The following is a 17,094-nucleotide window of genomic DNA, read 5'->3' as shown; positions in this document are numbered from 1 at the left end:
AAAAGAGCACAGCAAGAATCGGAAGGAGAGTCCGCCATGAAACGTTCGGACCGTCTGGCCGCCATTGTGATGGCGCTGCAAACGGGGACGGAGACCGCCCAGTCGCTGGCCGATAAGTTCGAGGTGTCCAAGCGAACGATATTGCGCGACATGCAGGCTTTGAGCGAGATGGGGGTTCCCTTGTATGCCGCGAGCGGTCCTGCCGGAGGGTACCGGCTGATGGATGGCTATAAGCTCCCGCCATTGCAGTTCAGTCCGTTGGAGGCGATGACGGTCTTGTGCGCGCTCCAGGGCATGACCCAGCTCGCAGATACGCCGTTCAACGCCGAACGGTGGAGCGCCCTGGACAAAATCAAGCAGGCGCTCCCCGAGCAGGTGAGGAGCGAAATCGAGCCGGTGCTGGACAAGCTGATCTTGTCGATGCCGAAGCGGAATTACCGGGTGCCGATGCTGAACCGGCTCATGAACTGCGCGGCTGAAGGCGTCTGGATCCGGGCCCATTACCGATCGGCCAGCCAGGCGCGCTGGCTGCGGCTCCGTCCGCTGCGCATCGTGACCGCGCACGGCTTCTGGTATTGCGAAGCCTTCTCCCTCGAACATGGGGAAGAGCGCACCTTCCGGGTCGATCGATTCCAGGAGATCGAGCGGATGGAAGGCGCGGCGGAGCTGGAAGCGGCCCGGCTGAAGCGCAGCCGCGTCAAGAAGACGCGGGATGCCGCCGGGGACGAGATACCTATCCGTGCCCGCCTGACGTACCGGGGCGCGCTTCTGGCCGAGCAGGACGAGCATATTGGCGATCGGGTGATCCAGATCGGGGAAGAGGAGTGGGCGGTCGAATTCGCTTGCCCGCGAAGCGAATGGGCGTGGGCGGTCCGCTTCTTCTACGGGCTGGGGCCCGACGGAGAGGTGCTTGCGCCGGCAGCGCTCCGCCGGGAAATCCATGAGCGGGCCGCACGCATGTGCCAACGGTATGCGGCGGATGAGCCGGCCGGGGAGCACAAGATTCAACAGACATCGAAGGAGGAAGAACTATGAAGCAGCCAATGATTGATACATATGAAGAAGCGATTGAAGTCGTCCGGGCCTACGGCATCCTGCCGCTGGCGCCCTTGATCCCGGACTATCCTTCCCTCTCCGGCAATACGCTGCCCGAGCGCTGGCATTCCGACTCCGAGCAGGACCCTTGGCGCTGGCGCGTCCGGTTCCCGGGCGACAGCGTCGCGGCGTACGGCAAGTTCGTGAAGAAGAAGGCGATCTTTGTCGCCAGCGATCTGATTCCTTCGGTGAAGGCGCTGCTCGGAAGCAGCCGCAGCATCAGGGAGCGGTATGACGACGGCCTCGTGTCGAAGGCCGCCAAGGAGGTATACGGCAGGATCGAGGAGGAGCAGGGCATCGAGACGCGCGCGCTGCGCGCCGCGGCCGGCATGAAGGCCAAGGAGAGCAAGAAGGAATTCGATCAGGCATTGGCGGAGCTGCAATCCGGACTCGATATCGTCATCTCCGGCGTCAGGGCGCCGCGGAACGAGGCAGGAGAGGTGAACGGCTGGAACAGCACCTGCTTCGAGACGCTGGAGCATTGGATGGAGGGCGCAGGGATTCCGCTCGCGCCGATGACCGCAGACGAGGCGAGAAGCCGCCTGCAAGCGCGGCTGCAGCAGAACAGCAGTCCGCAGGCGATGGCTTACTTCGCGAAGTTGTTCGGCTTTTGAGCAATAATATTAATGATATTAAATATTAAGGAGGTTGATTAAGATGGAGAAAAAATCTGGCTTGGAAGCCGCGTCCTCATTTCTTTATGCCAACGGCCGGCTGCTGGATCGGCGCCGATTCGAGTATCATTTTGCGGGCGGCCGGGCCGAGGATGTGCTGGCCGCGCTGCGGGCATATCAGAATGAGGATGGCGGGTTCGGCCATGCGCTGGAGCCCGATATCCGCTGTCCGCACAGCCAGCCGGTGCCGACGGAGATGGCGCTGGCGCTTATGGACGAGATCGGCGTCGCGGATGCGGACATATTGGCGGGCATCGTGCGGTACTTGCGCAGCATCGCCGTTCCGGACACCGGCGGCTTCCCGCTGGCGTTCCTGCCGGTGAATGATTATCCGCATGCCCCATGGTGGACGATCGAGGATGACAGCCGCGCCTCGCTGAATCCGACGGGACGGATTATCGGACTGCTCATGAAGCAGCCCGCGCTGGAAGCGGTCAAGGAAGAAGCCTGGTTCCGCCAAGCGGCCGAGTTCGTATGGAGCCGCATCGGACAGCCCGAGCTTCAAGGCTTCCATGATCTGATTCAGTGCGTTACCTTCCTGGAGCATGTCCCGGATCGGGACAGGGCGGAGCCGCTGCTGGAGCAATTGAACCGCGTCCTGCAGCAGCCGGGCGCCATCGAATTGGATCCGCATGCGGAAGGCTATGTGCACAAGGCGCTGGACTGGGCTCCGATGCCAGAGAGCTACTGTGCGCGGTTCATAAGCCCGGAGGACATTCGACGGCATCTGGACGCGTTGGAGGAGGGGCAGCAGGAGGACGGCGGCTGGACGATCAGCTGGCCGGCGGTCAGCGAGGCCTGCGAGCTCGAATGGCGCGGCAGCGTCACGGTCGACCGCTTGCTGACGCTTTGCAGCTTCGGCAGACTGCCCCGCTCCTGATTATAACGGCGTCCCCTGCCTTGAGAGGGCAGGGGACGAACCATGTTATGGCTGCTGCGAATTGATCCGTTCCAGCATGACGGAACGCAGCTTTACTTTGTCCGCCTGCCAGATCTCGATGAACTTCGAATTGCGATCCTTGATCAGACGGGAGGTCAGCGTCAGCTCATAGGTGCCGGGAGCCGGAATGAATACCTCCGCCAGCCGGGAATGCACCTCCTTGTAAGGATGCTGGCATGCCGGGGATTCGGCGATGATCGAATCTTCCTGCGGCACGGCCTCGATCGTCTCTCCGGCGAACGTCAGCCGGATCCCATCGGCATAGGAATCGGCGAGCCACGCGTCGGCGCGCTTGAAGCTGATCAGCGAGAGCGCATAGGTGCCAGGCTCGGTAACTGCAATGTCCCAAGCCGCGCGCCGTGCCGCCATGGTCCAGTCGCCAAGACCATCCCCCTCCGTCACGTCTCCTGACGTTACGTCAACCTTCAGCTTGCCGGACGGGAGCACCGTGAACCCGGTATCGAGATCGTTCACGTCTTCGACTTCGAGCACGACAACGGATACCGCCCGATCCGGAGCCGTGTCCGGGAGGGACACGGATAGCGTATGGCGCTCCGTGCCGCCATGGTAGGTGTGGGTGAGGGGAAGCTCTCTTTTCAACGGATCGGCCAGCAGGTATGCCTTGACTACGCGGCTGCACATCCCTTGCATCTTCAACGGGCCGCGCGGCCACTTGTCATTGCATATGTGCAGGTAGAGGCGTCCCTGCTTCGCCGTCACGGCTCCCCAATCGAACTCATACGGGAAGGGGCTCGCCGATGTTCCGTAGATCGCTTCCGCATTCCGTTCCGTCCATTCCCCGATCTCGCGCAGCCGTTCCACCGCCGGCTCCGGTATCGTTCCTTTCGGCGAAGGACCGACATTTAATAGCAGATTTCCTCCCTTGCTCACGATGGTCACCAGCTTGCGAATGAGGAAGTCAGCCGGCTTCCATGCTTGATCCTTCGGACAATATCCCCAAGTCTCATTCATGGTCATCGGCGTCTCCCACGGCCGGGATTCCTCACCGTACATTGGCGTCTCGTTATCGCCCTTGGATTCATAATCGCCCATTCCTCGGTAATGGCTGACCCGGCTGTTAATGAGACAATCCGGCTGAAGCCGGCGCACATGGGCAACGATGTCCTCGCTGTCTTTCTTCGACAGTCCGCCCGCCGTATCGAACCAGATAAGGCCGATCGGGCCGTATTCGGTGAGCAGCTCCTTGATTTGCGGCTTCACGAGCTCATTCCAATACGTATCGAATTGCTTCTCTTCCATTTTGTAATCCCATATGTTGTTGGCGGATTGATGCACCGAGTGGGGATGGTGCCAGTCGATGACATGCGAATAATAGAAGCAGAGGCGGATGCCTTCCTCCTGGCAGGCCTTCGCCAGCTCCTTCATCGGATCGCGCTGGAACGGCGTCGCATCGACGATATTGAACGGTTCGGCCTCGGAACCGTACATCGCGAACCCGTCGTGATGCTTGGCGGTGATCACGATATATTTCATGCCCGCCTGCCGGGCCAGCCGGACCCATTCCTTCGCGTTGAAGCGCTCGGGATTGAATTGCTCTGCCAGCGATTCATATTCGGCGACCGGTATTTTCGATCCGTACATATGCCATTCGCCTTCTCCGGGAAGGGCATACAGTCCCCAATGGATGAACATGCCGAACTTCGCTTCCATCCACCAGCTCATCCGCTCTGCCTGCATGCGATTCGATTGTTGAACCGCCCCTGCCACATTCATTCCACCGCCTCCTTGACATGGATTAGGCATCGTATGGCCATGAATGGCGATTGTGATGCCTCTTTCCATCATAAGTATTCGCTCTTCGCCGGTATCATCACTGCTGCGTCGCGATGCCCGGACCATTTAGGTTCGATTGCCTGCACAGCTTTTGCGCAATTCATCTTCTGACGAGATTGCTTATTGGGGCAAAACCGAACGGCCGCATGTGCCTGCGCGAGGCCGTCTGTCAAGGCGGCAACAATTCATTGCATGGAAAAAATACGGACGCAATATAATGACAAAAAAACGAAAGGAGGCAAAAGGATGGCGCGTGCGCAAAACAAAAGGGAGCTGCTTATCGTACTGCTGCTGGCGCTGCTTATGAATGCGGCGTGCGCAACCGTTACGGATGACAGCGGGGCAGCTCCCTCTTCTACCCAAGTCGATTCGGCAGGCCAAGAGGCAAGCAGGGAAAAGGCAACGGGCGGCGAGGAGCAGGAGGAGGCTGCGGCGGTGCCGGATACGATCGACAGCCCCGTGACGTTGAAATTCATGGCCCCGTGGGATGAGGAGAGCTTCCACGCGAGAGTGAAGGACCCGGTCGAAGCGCATTTCCCGAACGTGACGATGGAACTCGTGTCGGAGGTGGTAGACAGCCAGCCGCTGCAGGAGACGTTCGCCCAGGGCATCGTGCCAGATATTCTCCTGGCTCATCGCGGCTTCGCCGTGTTACGGGATGCGGATATGCTGTTCCCGCTTGACGATCTCGTGCAGGCGCACCAATTGGATCTGAGCTCCATCCGCAGCGGCGCAATCGATCTCGTGCGGGCGCGCGATCCGGAAGGGAAGAGGCGGCTGCTCGGTCTGCCTATGGAGGAGGTTATGAATGCCGTCTTCTATAACAAAGCGATCTTCGATCAATTCGGCGTCCCTTATCCGACGGACGGCATGACCTGGGACGACATCATCGATCTGGCCAGACAGGTGACCGGGCAGCGGGACGGCACAGCGTACCGCGGACTCGTATTCAGCGCCTTCCAGACGACGGTTCCGCTGATGCAGCTATCCGCCCAAGGAGTAGGCCAGGACGGCAGCGTGAACTTCGCGTCCAATCCCGACTTCGCCGAATACTATGAGCTGATGCGCAAAATGAAGGACATACCCGGCAACTACCCGCCGGACTCGAAAGCGACGTTCGCGAATCAGCAGGTCGCCATGCTGGTCACCAGCATCAACTCGTTCGAGACGTATATTAAGGAGGAAGGTCTCGATTTCGATGTGGTATCGCTACCATCGTGGCCGGATCGTCCGGGTATTGGGCCGTTCGCCAATCCGTTCAGTTACACGATCAGCCCGCACAGCGAGCATAAGGATGAAGCCTTCATCGTGCTGAAATACCTGCTCTCCGAGGAAATGCAGACGTCTCTGCACCGCGCGGCGTCGGGAACCGTGCTTGATAAGCCCGTGCTGTATGAACAGTTCGGCGCGGACAAAATTACCGACGGCCGAACATTCCATTTCCACAACGTCTATCTGAAGCAGGCGAATCCGCCGGAGTTCTCGCGATACGATCCGGAATCGAAGTTCTATGCATTCCTTCGCGACAAGTTCGCCGAGTTCCTGAGGACAACGGATGATACGAATACGTTCCTGAGGAAAATAGAAGACGAGTACAGCGCGCTCCTGAAGGAGCAGCTTGCGGCGCAATAGGGAACGAGACGCAGTCCCAGCTGCAGTCCCCTGACTGTTGAGAGGAGGCAAGGGGACCGTTCCTGCGTGCCGGCCGGGGCGGCTGGATGGAGCGGGCACGGCTGTGCTACCCCTTCAACATCGTCAGCAGCATGTAGCCGGCCATTCCCCATATCAAGACGGCCGACCCTTTGTTCAGCCAAGCCAGGCGCTGGCCCGTCGTATCCAGCTTGCGCATTACCCTTCCAGCGATCGCCAGGGAGATGAACCACAACCAGGATACGAGCACGGCAGCGGCTGCAAATACAACCCGGTCCGTTCCTGCATACTGCAATGAACTCGTTCCGATGACTCCGATCGTGTCCATAATTGCGTGCGGGTTCAACAATGAGACCGAAGCGGTAAAGAGCAATTGCCGCTTGATCGTATCCGCGCGATGCTGCTGCTGAACGCCGTCAGCGGCCGACTTCCACAGACTATACCCGATATAGATGAGAAACAGAAATCCGGCGGCAAACAGCACATTTTTCAGCCAGATCCATTGGAGGAGCAGCAGCGACACGCCTTGCACCGCCAGCACGATGAGCAGCGTATCGCACAAGGAGGCGGTAATGACGGCCGGCGCCGCCTTCCACAGCCGGGTATGCAGCGCTCCCTGATTGAAGATGAACACGTTCTGAACTCCTAACGGCAGTATTAGTCCGAATGCCAGCAATACACCATGTACAAAAGGTTCCCACATCTGTTCCATACTCTTCCTTCCTGTTGCTTGTTGCGTCTTGCGCAGGACAAGGTCTAGCATACCTGCCCGCCTTCGGGTTGTCACCGACCATTTGGTTGTGTCCGAGCCCAACCAAAAGCTATAATGGAACTGCGACTCGCAGGCTTCCGGCCTGCGGACTGGCAGGGAAGGAGAGCGGCTGATGCCGAATACATATAAGGCGGGCTGGAAGCCGGATCCCCGGCTTCCACTGCCCATCTACAGACAGATCGAGCAGTATGTCCAAGGGAGAATTCGCAGCGGAGAATGGAGCATCGGCATGAAGCTTCCGCCGCAGCGGGCGCTGGCTGAAGCCTTCGGCGTCAATCGAAGCACGGTTGTCACCGCGATGGAAGTGCTGATGGCGGAAGGTTGGATTGAAGGCCGGGGCCGCGGCGGCACCCGGGTCATCGGCATTCCCGACGAGCGTGTCCGGCGCACGATGAACCTCCCGGATTGGAACGCCTATGTCGAAGAAGGGGCGCATTATCCGAATCTGCCGATGATCCAGAGGATTAACCGGCTGGAGTTCGATCGGGATATCATCCGGCTCGGCACCGGCGAATTATCGCCCGAGCTTCTGCCGCAGGAGCAGATCCGCGAGCTGTTCGCTTCCTTGGCGAAGCGGCCCGTCTCCCTCGGCTACGAGCAGCCGCAAGGAGATGAGGAGCTGAGGCGGCTTCTAAGCCGGGAGTTATCCCGACAAGGGATCCAGGCGTCGCCGTCGGCCATCCTCATCGTCTCCGGAGCGCTGCAGGCGCTTCAGCTCATCTCGGCCGGGCTGCTGGAGCGCCAGTCGGCCATTCTGCTGGAGAAGCCGTCATACTTATATTCGATTCATGCCTTCCAATCGGCCGGCATGAAGCTGGTTGGCTTGCCGGTGGACGAAGGAGGGCTGCGGCTGTCCGAGCTGGAGCGGTGCTGGCGGACCTATCGCGCCTCGATGCTGTATACGATTCCGACCTTCCACAATCCGACCGGAACGGTGATGAGCGAGTCACGCCGCCAGCAGCTGCTGACGTTATGCGAGACAATCGGGCTGCCGGTACTGGAAGACGGCGCATACCAGGAACTATGGCTCGATCGGGAGCCTCCGGCGCCGTTGAAGTCACGCGATGAGCATGGAATCGTCCTGCATGTGGGCACGATGTCGAAAGCGGTCAGTCCCGGCTTGCGGATCGGCTGGGTGGTCGGACCCGAGCCGGTCATTGAGCGGTTGGCCGACATCAAAATGCAGACCGACTACGGCTCCAGCTCCTTGTCGCAGCAGGCAGCCAAAATGTGGTTCGCGTCCGGCATGCATTTGCCGCATTTGGAGCATATAGGGAAGCGGCTGCGGGAGCGGCGCGACGCCATGCTGGCGCTGCTGGACGCCCACTGGTCGGATATTGCCGACTGGTCGAGACCGGAGGGGGGCTTCTATGTCTGGGTGAGCCTCAGATCGCCGATTCCGGTGCAGCGGCTGTTCAACCAGGCTTTGAAGCACGGCATTTTATTGAATCCCGGGGTGCTGTATGACCGTTCCGCCGTCCGGCAGCTGCGCTTGTCCTATGCCTATGCGTCGCTAGCGGAGCTGGAGCATGCGCTGAAGCTGCTTCCGCAGCTGATTCGCAGCCGGTGAACGCCAATGGAGAGAACATAATAAATATTATGTAAACTATATGCTGTTAATATGGGTTCCTATTCGATACCGCCATGAGCAATCCGGCAAATTTACAACTATTAATGACGTTAATTATAATTTGCTTCGCCGAATTGAACGATGCGCCCGGCTCTCTCGTATCATCTATACCATGCAATGATGAGAAGGAGAGACTAGCCCATGATCATCGTCACTACAGAACGACCCCCGAACTGGAAAGTGAAGGAGGCGATCGGCCCCGTCTTCGGCCTGACGGTCCGATCGCGCGGCATCGGCAAAGATATTGCCGCCGCCGTGAAAAGCCTGGTCGGCGGGGAGATTCGTCAATATACCGAGATGCTGGAAGACGCGCGCAAGCAGGCGCTGGATCGGATGGTGGCCAACGCCCGGATGATGGGCGCCAACGGCATCGTGATGGTACGCTTCGATTCGGGGGAGGCGGGGAACAGGATGAGCGAGATTGTCGCCTATGGCACAGCGGTGATCCTGGAGGAGGAGACGCCATGCTGAAGTGGATATTGGCGTATTTCGGCTTCCAGCTCATACTCTTCCTTATCCTGCTGCTGGTTGCCAGGAAGAAGGACCGCAGACTGCATCTGGAACAGGCGGAGGAGGTGCCGGACGGCTGCATCCCGACACGGGAAATATCCCGCGATCCCTCGACCGGGCAGATTGTTACGGTGTACTATGATCCCGCGACAGGGAAGCGGTATTACCGGCAGGAGGCCGCCGAATCGAAGCGGGGAACGCTGTCGTTTCATCTGAGAAAATAATTATATGATCAAATCTTTAGAAATAAGCTGTTTCACTCCGCTCCGCAATGGGTAAGTTGATCTATAACCCTATTTTTACTTCACATCTTCTGTGAGCATAGGGAACATTGAAGGAGGTTGTTATGTCATGAGTGCACACGGCAATACTTCTCAACTTACCGCAGAACGGAGAACGGATTTCAATCGTTCCTCCATCCGGAGCCTGCGCAAGAGCGGGCGGATTCCGGCCGTTGTCTACGGTCCGTCCATGGAGGGAGTTCCAATACATTTGGATGCGAAGGAAGTCTATAAGTTTGTGCGTACGAGTCGTTCCGAATTGTTCCACCTGAAGGTCGAAGACAAGACAATTCCTGCCGTTATCAAAGCGGTGCAAGAGCGCTGGGGCAACTGGATCCATCTCGATATCCAGCAGGTGTCCGAGAACAAGCCGCTGCGCGTCAAGATCGCGCTGGATTATCAAGGGGTGGCAGCCGGCACGAAGGTGGGCGGCGTATTGCAGACCCAGGAAGTGGAGCTTGAAGTCGAAGGTCTTCCTTCCGCTCTGCCTACCTCGATTCCCGTCGACATTTCTCATCTGAATGTGGGGGATAAGCTGACAGCCAGCGAATTGAAGCTGCCGGCAGGCATTCAGTTGGCCGGAACGGGCAGCGAGCTGCTCGCCTCCATTATTCTTCCGCGCGGCGCCACGGCGGCGGAGACGGAAGAGGAGACCGCCGAGAGCGCCGCGAAGTAGCTTAACGCATTAGCCCTTATCCATATAGAGAAGTACACAGCACCTGACAGCTATTGTCCAGGTGCTTATCTTTTGTCAAAGAGATTTCATGGTTCCGGCAAAATGGTGCAGACTATCTAATGACATCATTATGCTCGCATGGTAGAGCATTGCCAATGCAGGAAGGAGCCTTGAACGTGTCTGGTAGAGCTTTCATATGCATCCTCTGTTGCAGCCTGTTCTGCGCCTTGTGCTTCGGCTGCAAGGCTCCCTCGGCCCGGACGCAAGCAATCGAGCTGCAAGCGTCCGGCCAAGCCGGTATTCGCGAAGGAGAGGCGTCCCCGCCGCCAGCCCCGCCATCCGCAGTAGAGCGGGAGCAGCCAGCTGCCAAGCCAGCCAGCCGCCCCCTTGCGGAAGCGGACAGCCCGGGGGTTCTCGTCAATAAGCGGCATGGACTTCCCCCAGGATATACGCCGCGCGATCTGATCTACCCGCAGGTGCGGACGCTTACCGGAATCAAGTCGAAGCGGTATTTGCTCCGCCGGGAAGCGGCCCAGGCGCTGGAACGGCTGTTCGCCGCGGCCGAGCGGGAACATATCTATCTGGCCAGCGTCTCGGCTTACCGCTCGTCTGCGGCACAGGCAGCGGTCTACCGCCAATATGTCCATACTGAAGGTTCCCGGCGGGCAAGCGCATACAGCGCTGCGCCGGGCCACAGCGAGCATGAGACCGGCTTGGCCGTCGATCTGTCCGGCAGCGATGGCCGGTGCGCGGTCCAGGACTGCTTCGCGGATACGAAGGAAGCGAAGTGGTTGGCGAAGCATGCGCACCGCTTCGGATATATTATTCGCTATCCCCGCGGGAAGGAGGAGATAACCGGTTATCAGTATGAACCGTGGCATCTCCGCTATGTCGGCCGTGATCTGGCCGGGCGGTTAGTGGCAGAGGGGATGACGCTGGAAGAGTATTATGGAGCGGATTTGCGGTAAAGGCGAATAAGGAAAAGCATTGGCCCCGTACCCGAAAGGTAGGGGGCCAATGGCGCAGCCGCTCAAAAATAATCCGAGAAATAAGGCGTCTGGCGATCGATCAGCTTCTCCAACTGCTCGATCGTCGCCTGGTGTGCCTGGAAGCGGCCCGCCCGCGCCAAATAAGCGGGACGCTTGTAGCCCATCAGCATTGTCGTCAGCGTCTGAATATCGAAAGCCGCCGCCGGGGTGCCTCCGCCCTCTGTCAATTGGCCGCGGCCCTGCTCATCCACCTTCAGCGTGAATTTGCCCTGATTCCATTCCAGCATCGGATCGTGAAGCGTGAAGGTCAGTTGGCATTCCGCCGCCTGGGGCAGGAACGGATATTGCTTCACGAAGCGGTGAATATCGACGATGCGCGCCATGTAATACGGGGAGATGGTCTCCTTGATGTCGCTGTCTTCGAGCAGGAAGGCGAGAGGTTCCGTCGTGTAAATATGGCCTTTGACCCGCGTAATCATCGAGAAATGGGCGCTGATGAAATTCCACAGCCCCGCGCGGGCCTCGCCGTCGATGTACACCATTTCCTTCATGTGGAACACTTCTTCCGCAATCCAATAGAGCAGGTAGCCCTGCGGCTGCTGATCCTCGTCATAGTAGACCGCCACCGTCAGATCGTCCAGATCCCAGCGCAAATATTCTTCCCATGCGAGATCGCTCCGCAGCATCGCCCCGTGATGGGCCAGAGCGAAGCGTCTGTATATGTCGCGAATATCCGGGTGGTCGATCGAGAGACGCTCCACGCTGCCGGGCACCGTCTTGAGCTTCGGAAGCTGCGTATCCTTCACCTCGAACGAGATTTTGTCGGAAATGATCTCCCAGCCCTTGCGGCGGTAGAACGGAATCGAATACGGATACAGATACGATATCGATTGCTCACGTTCGCGCATATTCGCGAGCGCCTGGCGCATCAATTGGCTCATCAAGCCAAGATTGGCGTATTCCGGATAGGTGCCTACGCCGGTCAAGCCGCCCATCTCATAGATCTCTCCGAAAATATTGACCTGAAACGGATAAACGGCCAACTGGGAGATCAGCTTGTCGCCATCGAACCAGCCGAGCACATCGGCCTCCTTCAGAACAGGCAGCTTCGCCTGCGCGATCTCGCGGTTCTCCCAGCCGAACGTCTGCAGATCCAGGTTCGTGACTTGGAATACATAGCGAAGCAGGTCATTGAATTGGTCTCCATGCTTCGGTTCAACCTTTTTCATTTTCAGTCTGTCTTGGAGCTTCTGGCGGCTCATCGCATGTCCCTCCACATTTTGTCTTTACCGTTATTATGTAGTGTATCCAAGCATTCTTATGAATGCAAACGGGAATGGACTGTGGCCATGAACCCTGGTTGACATGCCCGCCTGCGTACATATATAATCGGAGTAATCGAATAGCGCTTTCTTCATTGAAGGGGAGTAGCTACTACAGTAAAGTCGTCATTTCGGGCCTGTCACGCCCCGGCTTTATTGGCAACGCCAGCGTTGTAAGCAAGACCTTTACCGCATGTCCAGGGTAGAGGTCTTTTTTGTACACATGGAGGCCTTTACCATCTAACGGTAGAGGCCTTTTTTCGTTGTAGATTCTGTTGGGGGGTGATTCGCGGAGCTCACGGTTACGGCTTATCAGCTTGATGAATGTCAACTTAGAAGATACACGGTAATACTATCGAAAAATCTGTTGGAGGGATGACACATGAATTGTCCAATTTGCAATGATGTCCGGATGCGTGAAGTGGAGAAGGAAGGCGTAACGATCGATGTATGCCCGAGCTGCAAGGGCGTCTGGCTGGATCGGGGGGAGCTGGAGAAGCTGATGTCCGACGTCCGAAGAGAGCGACAGGAATATCAGGAATGGGAGCGCGACCATCGTCCGCATAAGAGCGATTACGGCCATTACGATTCGGGCCATCGCCCGCCATCCTACAAGCCGCATAAGAAAAAAACGGTGCTCGACCGGCTGGGCGATCTGTTCGATTGATTAGCTTCATAGCTCCGGCTTACGGTCCCGGAACGACAAAAACACAGGCCTCGGGCCTGTGTTTTTGTGCCGTTCAGGCACGATTCTTCGCTTTTTGAGCCAAGTTTGATGTGAATGTTCCGAGGGCTGTGTTAATATAATGTAAAATTTACTCTGATATGACACGGAGGCAAGAATGAAAAAAGCACTCTGGGTTGGACTCTTTATACTTGGCGTCATTGCCGCTATGTCCGTCGTCGCTTGGGATATTTCCATTGCTATGAAGTTATCCGGTTATGTTGGATTGGCTGCCATACTATTAGCCGCTCTTTGTTCTGGCGCTTTTATTGGCGCCGATTCCAGACGTGTGGATATGGCGACCGAAGGCAAGGAAGCCATGAATCGAAGATTCAAATTATCTACTTTTTTCTTACTGGCCGCTTTACCGAATTTACTTGCGTGCATCATCCTCTACCTCGGTTCGAAATGGTTTGAGCAATGACGTAGTTCGCTAGCCCCTCCACGATCAATCTCCACATATCGAAGATCGGTCATTGGCCGGATGCAGTTTCCAAATCGATGAATCCTTTACCGGACCATAAAAAAGCTTGTCTTATCAATCCTTCTTTTTCAAAGCCGTTTTTGAGGAAAACTTTCTTTGACGCCTCGTTGGCAGGCATGACCTCTGATTTATTTGTTGCATTGACTCTTTGGAAACATTCCCCGCTTTACTCTGCTTTTTTTCTGGTAATCCCTCTCAAAATGGTGAATCATTCGTAATCTTTGACATTCCACAAAATGTATGATCGCCGGGGGTATGTTACAATGTTTGTGCTGATTCATACATAACGCGAAGCGGGAGGGGAGCCGATGATAACCCGGCCGAAGCCGAGATCGAAGCTGCGAATCACACTGGGCATGATGTATTTCCGGGGCAAAAGGCATCTGGAATGGATATTCGGCAGGACCCGTTATGCCAGTCACAAGCAGACGGAGCTGCTGCCGTACGAGATTTGTCGGCATGAGACGCCCGTGTACCGGAATCTGCCCCGGGTGGACCGATGGCTGCAGGATAATAAGAAAGTCAACCTTCAGCTTGCGTTAAGGAAGCTGAACGGTATTGTTATTCATCCCGGCGAGACCTTCTCTTACTGGAGGCTCATCGGGAAGCCGACCCGCAGAAAAGGATATGTGGACGGCATGGTCCTGTTCTATGGCGGGTTCAAGACGGGGATAGGCGGCGGTCTGTGCCAGTTATCCAACCTCATCTATTGGACCGCGCTGCACACGCCGCTCCAGGTGACGGAGAGGCATCGGCACAGCTATGATGTATTTCCCGATTCGAACCGGACACAGCCCTTCGGCAGCGGTGCGACCTGCGTCTATAATTATTTGGACTTGCAAATCTGTAATCCGACCACGGAGCCGTATCAGCTTCAGCTTGAGCTGGAGAAGGATATGCTTGTCGGAAGGTGGCGAAGCGCGGCGCCTCATCCGTACCGGTATGAGATTGTCGAGAAGGAGCACCGGATTACCCAGGAGCATTGGGGCGGTTATATCCGGCATAATCGGATCTGCCGGCACCAGTTCAACGGGAATGGGGAAAAGATAGCGGAACAAGATGTTGCCGAGAACCATGCGCTTATGATGTACTCTCCCTTGCTGGCTGCGGAGGCGCGGAGCGGCAATAGCGGCTGACAAGTGCGGCGGCTTGCGGCATTCATGTTATGATATGGATAACGTTGACACGACCAAGGGAGGCACTGAACGTGAGCAACCCGATTCACGTGGATGAGCGGCATGCGTTTCAAGTCATTGCCGAGACCATCAACCGCTCGACCGATCTGCCGGAGCTGCTGAACAATGTGCTGCGCACGCTGGTGGAGATAACCGGGCTCCAGACCGGGTGGATTTTCCTCATGGAAGATATGCCGAACTATACCCTGGCGGCCGATTACCGGCTTCCGCCCGCCCTGGATGCCGAGGAGAAGCGGCGCTTGAACCAGGGAAGCTGCTGGTGCATCGAATGGTACCGCCAAGGGGCAAACTTCCGCGCCGAGAACACGATGCATTGCAAGCGGCTGGAGGATGCCGTGAAGTATGCGTGGGGAGATACGGCCGGCATTACGCATCATGCTACGATTCCGCTGCATGCGGGCGATCGGCTGTATGGCTTGCTGAACGTCGCGGCGCCGGGCAAGTCGCATTACGATCCGGACGAGCTGACGATGCTTCAGTCGGTCGCCTATCAGATTGGTACGGCGATCGAGCGGACGCTGCTGTACCAGTCCCGCCTCAAGCAGGCCGAGCTGTTGCAGCGGATGGGGGAATTATCCGGCGAACTGGCGGGAATTGCCGATTACCGGGACATTCCCGAGCGGATTGCCCGTGCCGCAGGCGAGCTGCTGAACTGCCGCAGCGCTGCTGTGCATATGGCGGAGAGCGGAGAGCTGGCCTGCATCGCTTATTGGGAGGAGGGCCGGCTCTCGCACAAGGCCATGCGGACGAGCGCGCTCACCCGGCAGCGGATCAGAAGCGTCTATGCGGAGAAGTCCGACCAGCGCTGGAATCCCGCCGCCGCAGCGCCCGGCAAGCGCCGGAACCGCCCCCGCCAGGCGGAGCGAATCGCAGCCGCGGCTGCCGTTCCGATTCTGCTGCGGGACCGGGCGATCGGCGTTCTCTATGCGGATAGCACGGAGGCGAAGCATTTTGACCCGGTCATGATGGACATGCTGCATCGTGCCGCCGAGCTGCTGTCGCGGGGGCATGAGGCTGCGCAGTACCGGGAGCAGCAGCTGAAGCTGGCCATGTGGCAGGAGCGCAACCGGCTGGCGCAGGACTTGCATGATTCAGTCTCGCAGAAGCTGTTCGCGCTGCAGTTGACCGCACATGGAATGGAGAGCTTGCTGGCTTCCTCCCGGACAGCGGACGCGCTCGCCGCTCTGTCCGAGATGCGGGAGCTGACGAAGGACGCGGTATGCGAGATGAGATCGCTCATCTGGCAGCTCCGCCCGGCCGGCCTCGAAGAAGGTCTCCTGACCGGTCTTGTGCGCTACGGCACGACTCAGGGAATCTCCGTCGAGGCGCGGGCGGACAGCCTGCTGGAGCTGCCCCGCCACGTTGAGGAGACGCTGTTCCGCATCGGACAGGAAGCGATCAACAATGTCCGCAAGCATGCGAAGACCGATATCGTGCGAATCCGGTTGTACAAAGAAGGTACCCATGTTCGTATGGAGATAGCCGATGATGGCATCGGCATGGTGAAGCTCCGGAACAATGCCGGCCTGGGCATAACCGGAATGCGGGAGCGGGCAGGGACATGCGGCGGCACGTTCGAGCTGGAGAGCGTGCCGCGCAAGGGAACCGTCATTCGCGTTCAATTGCCCTGCCGGAAGGGAGGAGAGGAAGGATGAAGATCAAGGTGCTGCTCGTGGATGATCATGCGGTCGTGCTGCGCGGGCTTCAATTTTTTTTGAAGATGCAGCCGGATATTGACATCGTCGGCGAAGCGATGACCGGAACCGACGCGATCCAGATGGTAGAGACGCTGCAACCCGACGTGGTGCTGATGGACCTGATGCTGCCGCAGATGAACGGCATCGAAGCGACCCGGCATATCCGCCGGCATCATCCGGACACGAAGGTGCTCGTCCTCACGTCCTTCGTGGACAAGGATTACGTCGTGCCCGCGGTCCAGGCCGGCGCGAACGGCTACGTCATGAAGGATATTATGCCGAATGAGCTGGTTCAAGCCATCATCGATATTCATAGGGGACAGGTCAAGCTTCATCCGAATGTGACGGAGCAGCTGATGTCGCATCTCTCGGCACAGCCGGACGAAGCGCCGGAGGCCGGCGATCCGCCGCTGGAATTGCTGACAAGCCGCGAGGTGGAGGTGCTGCGGCAGATTGCCCGGGGCCGAACCAATAAGGAGATTGCGGCCCACTTCAACATTAAGGAGAAGACCGTGAAGACGCATGTCAGCAATCTGCTGGGCAAACTGGGGATGAACGCCCGGACGCAGGCGGCGGTATACGCGGTCAAGCGGGGATTGGCAGAGTGACAACTACATCCAAAGTCGTAGAAAAGCCCGATCATCGATCGGGCTTTTTTGG

Annotated in this window: 17 protein-coding genes and 1 pseudogene; 14 read left to right on the top strand and 4 right to left on the bottom strand. The window is 57.9% G+C overall.

The window, feature by feature from the left end; translation table 11 throughout:
- Nucleotides 1-36 precede the first annotated feature (36 nt).
- Genes NNL35_RS18465 through NNL35_RS18455 form a run of 3 tightly spaced genes read left to right on the top strand, consistent with a single transcriptional unit; the run spans nt 37 to nt 2,649 of the window.
- Nucleotides 37-1,035, top strand: coding sequence for a helix-turn-helix transcriptional regulator (locus NNL35_RS18465; protein ID WP_006675921.1), 999 nt, complete (start codon nt 37-39; stop codon nt 1,033-1,035).
- Nucleotides 1,032-1,709 (top strand): AlkZ-related protein, encoded by a 678-nt coding sequence (locus NNL35_RS18460; RefSeq protein ID WP_006675922.1) that lies wholly within the window; start codon nt 1,032-1,034, stop codon nt 1,707-1,709. Before NNL35_RS18465 ends, NNL35_RS18460 begins: the two co-directional genes overlap by 4 nt.
- A 43-nt stretch (nt 1,710-1,752) precedes the next feature.
- The gene (locus NNL35_RS18455) at nt 1,753-2,649 is read left to right on the top strand and encodes a hypothetical protein (protein ID WP_254553640.1); all 897 of its coding nucleotides are present in this window, start codon (nt 1,753-1,755) and stop codon (nt 2,647-2,649) included.
- A gap of 45 nt (nt 2,650-2,694) precedes the next feature.
- On the opposite strand, the gene NNL35_RS18450 is transcribed toward NNL35_RS18455, so the two are convergent.
- Entirely contained in the window at nt 2,695-4,443 is a 1,749-nt protein-coding gene (locus tag NNL35_RS18450; RefSeq protein WP_006675924.1) for an alpha-L-fucosidase, read from the bottom strand.
- A 306-nt stretch (nt 4,444-4,749) separates the two neighbouring features.
- On the opposite strand from NNL35_RS18450, the gene NNL35_RS18445 reads away from it, so the two are divergent.
- A complete protein-coding gene (locus NNL35_RS18445) occupies nt 4,750-6,135 on the top strand; it encodes an ABC transporter substrate-binding protein (RefSeq protein ID WP_006675925.1) in 1,386 nt (461 codons plus the stop codon).
- Between the two features lie 106 nt (nt 6,136-6,241).
- Here NNL35_RS18445 and NNL35_RS18440 read toward each other — a convergent pair whose 3' ends face one another.
- The gene (locus NNL35_RS18440) at nt 6,242-6,856 is read right to left on the bottom strand and encodes a LysE/ArgO family amino acid transporter (RefSeq protein ID WP_040730536.1); all 615 of its coding nucleotides are present in this window, start codon (nt 6,854-6,856) and stop codon (nt 6,242-6,244) included.
- 181 nt (nt 6,857-7,037) lie between these two features.
- Between NNL35_RS18440 and NNL35_RS18435 the strand changes: the two genes are divergently transcribed.
- The 5 genes from NNL35_RS18435 (at nt 7,038) to NNL35_RS18415 (ending at nt 10,990) form a co-directional block, all read left to right on the top strand.
- Nucleotides 7,038-8,495, top strand: a complete 1,458-nt coding sequence (locus tag NNL35_RS18435; RefSeq protein ID WP_006675927.1) for an aminotransferase-like domain-containing protein — start codon at nt 7,038-7,040, stop codon at nt 8,493-8,495.
- 201 nt (nt 8,496-8,696) lie between these two features.
- Complete coding sequence (locus NNL35_RS18430) at nt 8,697-9,026, top strand: YbjQ family protein (protein WP_006675928.1); 330 nt, start codon at nt 8,697-8,699, stop codon at nt 9,024-9,026.
- The gene (locus NNL35_RS18425; RefSeq protein WP_006675929.1) at nt 9,020-9,289 is read left to right on the top strand and encodes a hypothetical protein; all 270 of its coding nucleotides are present in this window, start codon (nt 9,020-9,022) and stop codon (nt 9,287-9,289) included. Before NNL35_RS18430 ends, NNL35_RS18425 begins: the two co-directional genes overlap by 7 nt.
- Nucleotides 9,290-9,416: 127 nt before the next feature.
- Nucleotides 9,417-10,022, top strand: coding sequence for a 50S ribosomal protein L25 (locus tag NNL35_RS18420; RefSeq protein WP_006675930.1), 606 nt, complete (start codon nt 9,417-9,419; stop codon nt 10,020-10,022).
- Between the two features lie 176 nt (nt 10,023-10,198).
- Nucleotides 10,199-10,990, top strand: a complete 792-nt coding sequence (locus NNL35_RS18415) for a M15 family metallopeptidase (RefSeq protein WP_100226284.1) — start codon at nt 10,199-10,201, stop codon at nt 10,988-10,990.
- A 62-nt stretch (nt 10,991-11,052) separates the two neighbouring features.
- On the opposite strand, the gene NNL35_RS18410 is transcribed toward NNL35_RS18415, so the two are convergent.
- Nucleotides 11,053-12,273 (bottom strand): GNAT family N-acetyltransferase, encoded by a 1,221-nt coding sequence (locus NNL35_RS18410; protein ID WP_006675932.1) that lies wholly within the window; start codon nt 12,271-12,273, stop codon nt 11,053-11,055.
- 442 nt (nt 12,274-12,715) lie between these two features.
- Here NNL35_RS18410 and NNL35_RS18405 point away from each other — a divergent pair, with 442 nt between their 5' ends.
- Both NNL35_RS18405 and NNL35_RS18400 read left to right on the top strand, forming a co-directional pair.
- A complete protein-coding gene (locus NNL35_RS18405) occupies nt 12,716-13,000 on the top strand; it encodes a TFIIB-type zinc ribbon-containing protein (RefSeq protein ID WP_006675933.1) in 285 nt (94 codons plus the stop codon).
- 175 nt (nt 13,001-13,175) lie between these two features.
- Nucleotides 13,176-13,481: a DUF5316 domain-containing protein gene (locus tag NNL35_RS18400; protein ID WP_006675934.1), complete on the top strand. Its 306-nt coding sequence runs from the start codon at nt 13,176-13,178 to the stop codon at nt 13,479-13,481.
- A gap of 49 nt (nt 13,482-13,530) precedes the next feature.
- Here the strand turns inward: NNL35_RS18400 and NNL35_RS18395 are convergent.
- Nucleotides 13,531-13,756: pseudogene (locus NNL35_RS18395) on the bottom strand (GNAT family N-acetyltransferase); the annotation flags it as partial.
- 93 nt (nt 13,757-13,849) lie between these two features.
- Here NNL35_RS18395 and NNL35_RS18390 point away from each other — a divergent pair.
- The 3 genes from NNL35_RS18390 to NNL35_RS18380 all read left to right on the top strand — a co-directional run bounded on the left by NNL35_RS18390 (nt 13,850) and on the right by NNL35_RS18380 (nt 17,042).
- On the top strand, nt 13,850-14,677 hold the full coding sequence (locus NNL35_RS18390; protein ID WP_006675935.1) for a VanW family protein: 828 nt from the start codon (nt 13,850-13,852) through the stop codon (nt 14,675-14,677).
- A 71-nt stretch (nt 14,678-14,748) separates the two neighbouring features.
- Nucleotides 14,749-16,392 (top strand): GAF domain-containing sensor histidine kinase, encoded by a 1,644-nt coding sequence (locus NNL35_RS18385; RefSeq protein ID WP_006675936.1) that lies wholly within the window; start codon nt 14,749-14,751, stop codon nt 16,390-16,392.
- A complete protein-coding gene (locus NNL35_RS18380) occupies nt 16,389-17,042 on the top strand; it encodes a response regulator (RefSeq protein WP_006675937.1) in 654 nt (217 codons plus the stop codon). The genes NNL35_RS18385 and NNL35_RS18380 overlap by 4 nt, the downstream gene beginning before the upstream one ends.
- Nucleotides 17,043-17,094 lie beyond the last annotated feature (52 nt).

It is taken from the genome of Paenibacillus dendritiformis, assembly GCF_945605565.1.
Taxonomy (GTDB): domain Bacteria; phylum Bacillota; class Bacilli; order Paenibacillales; family Paenibacillaceae; genus Paenibacillus_B; species Paenibacillus_B dendritiformis_A.
This window is presented reverse-complemented; position numbering and strand designations above follow the sequence as displayed.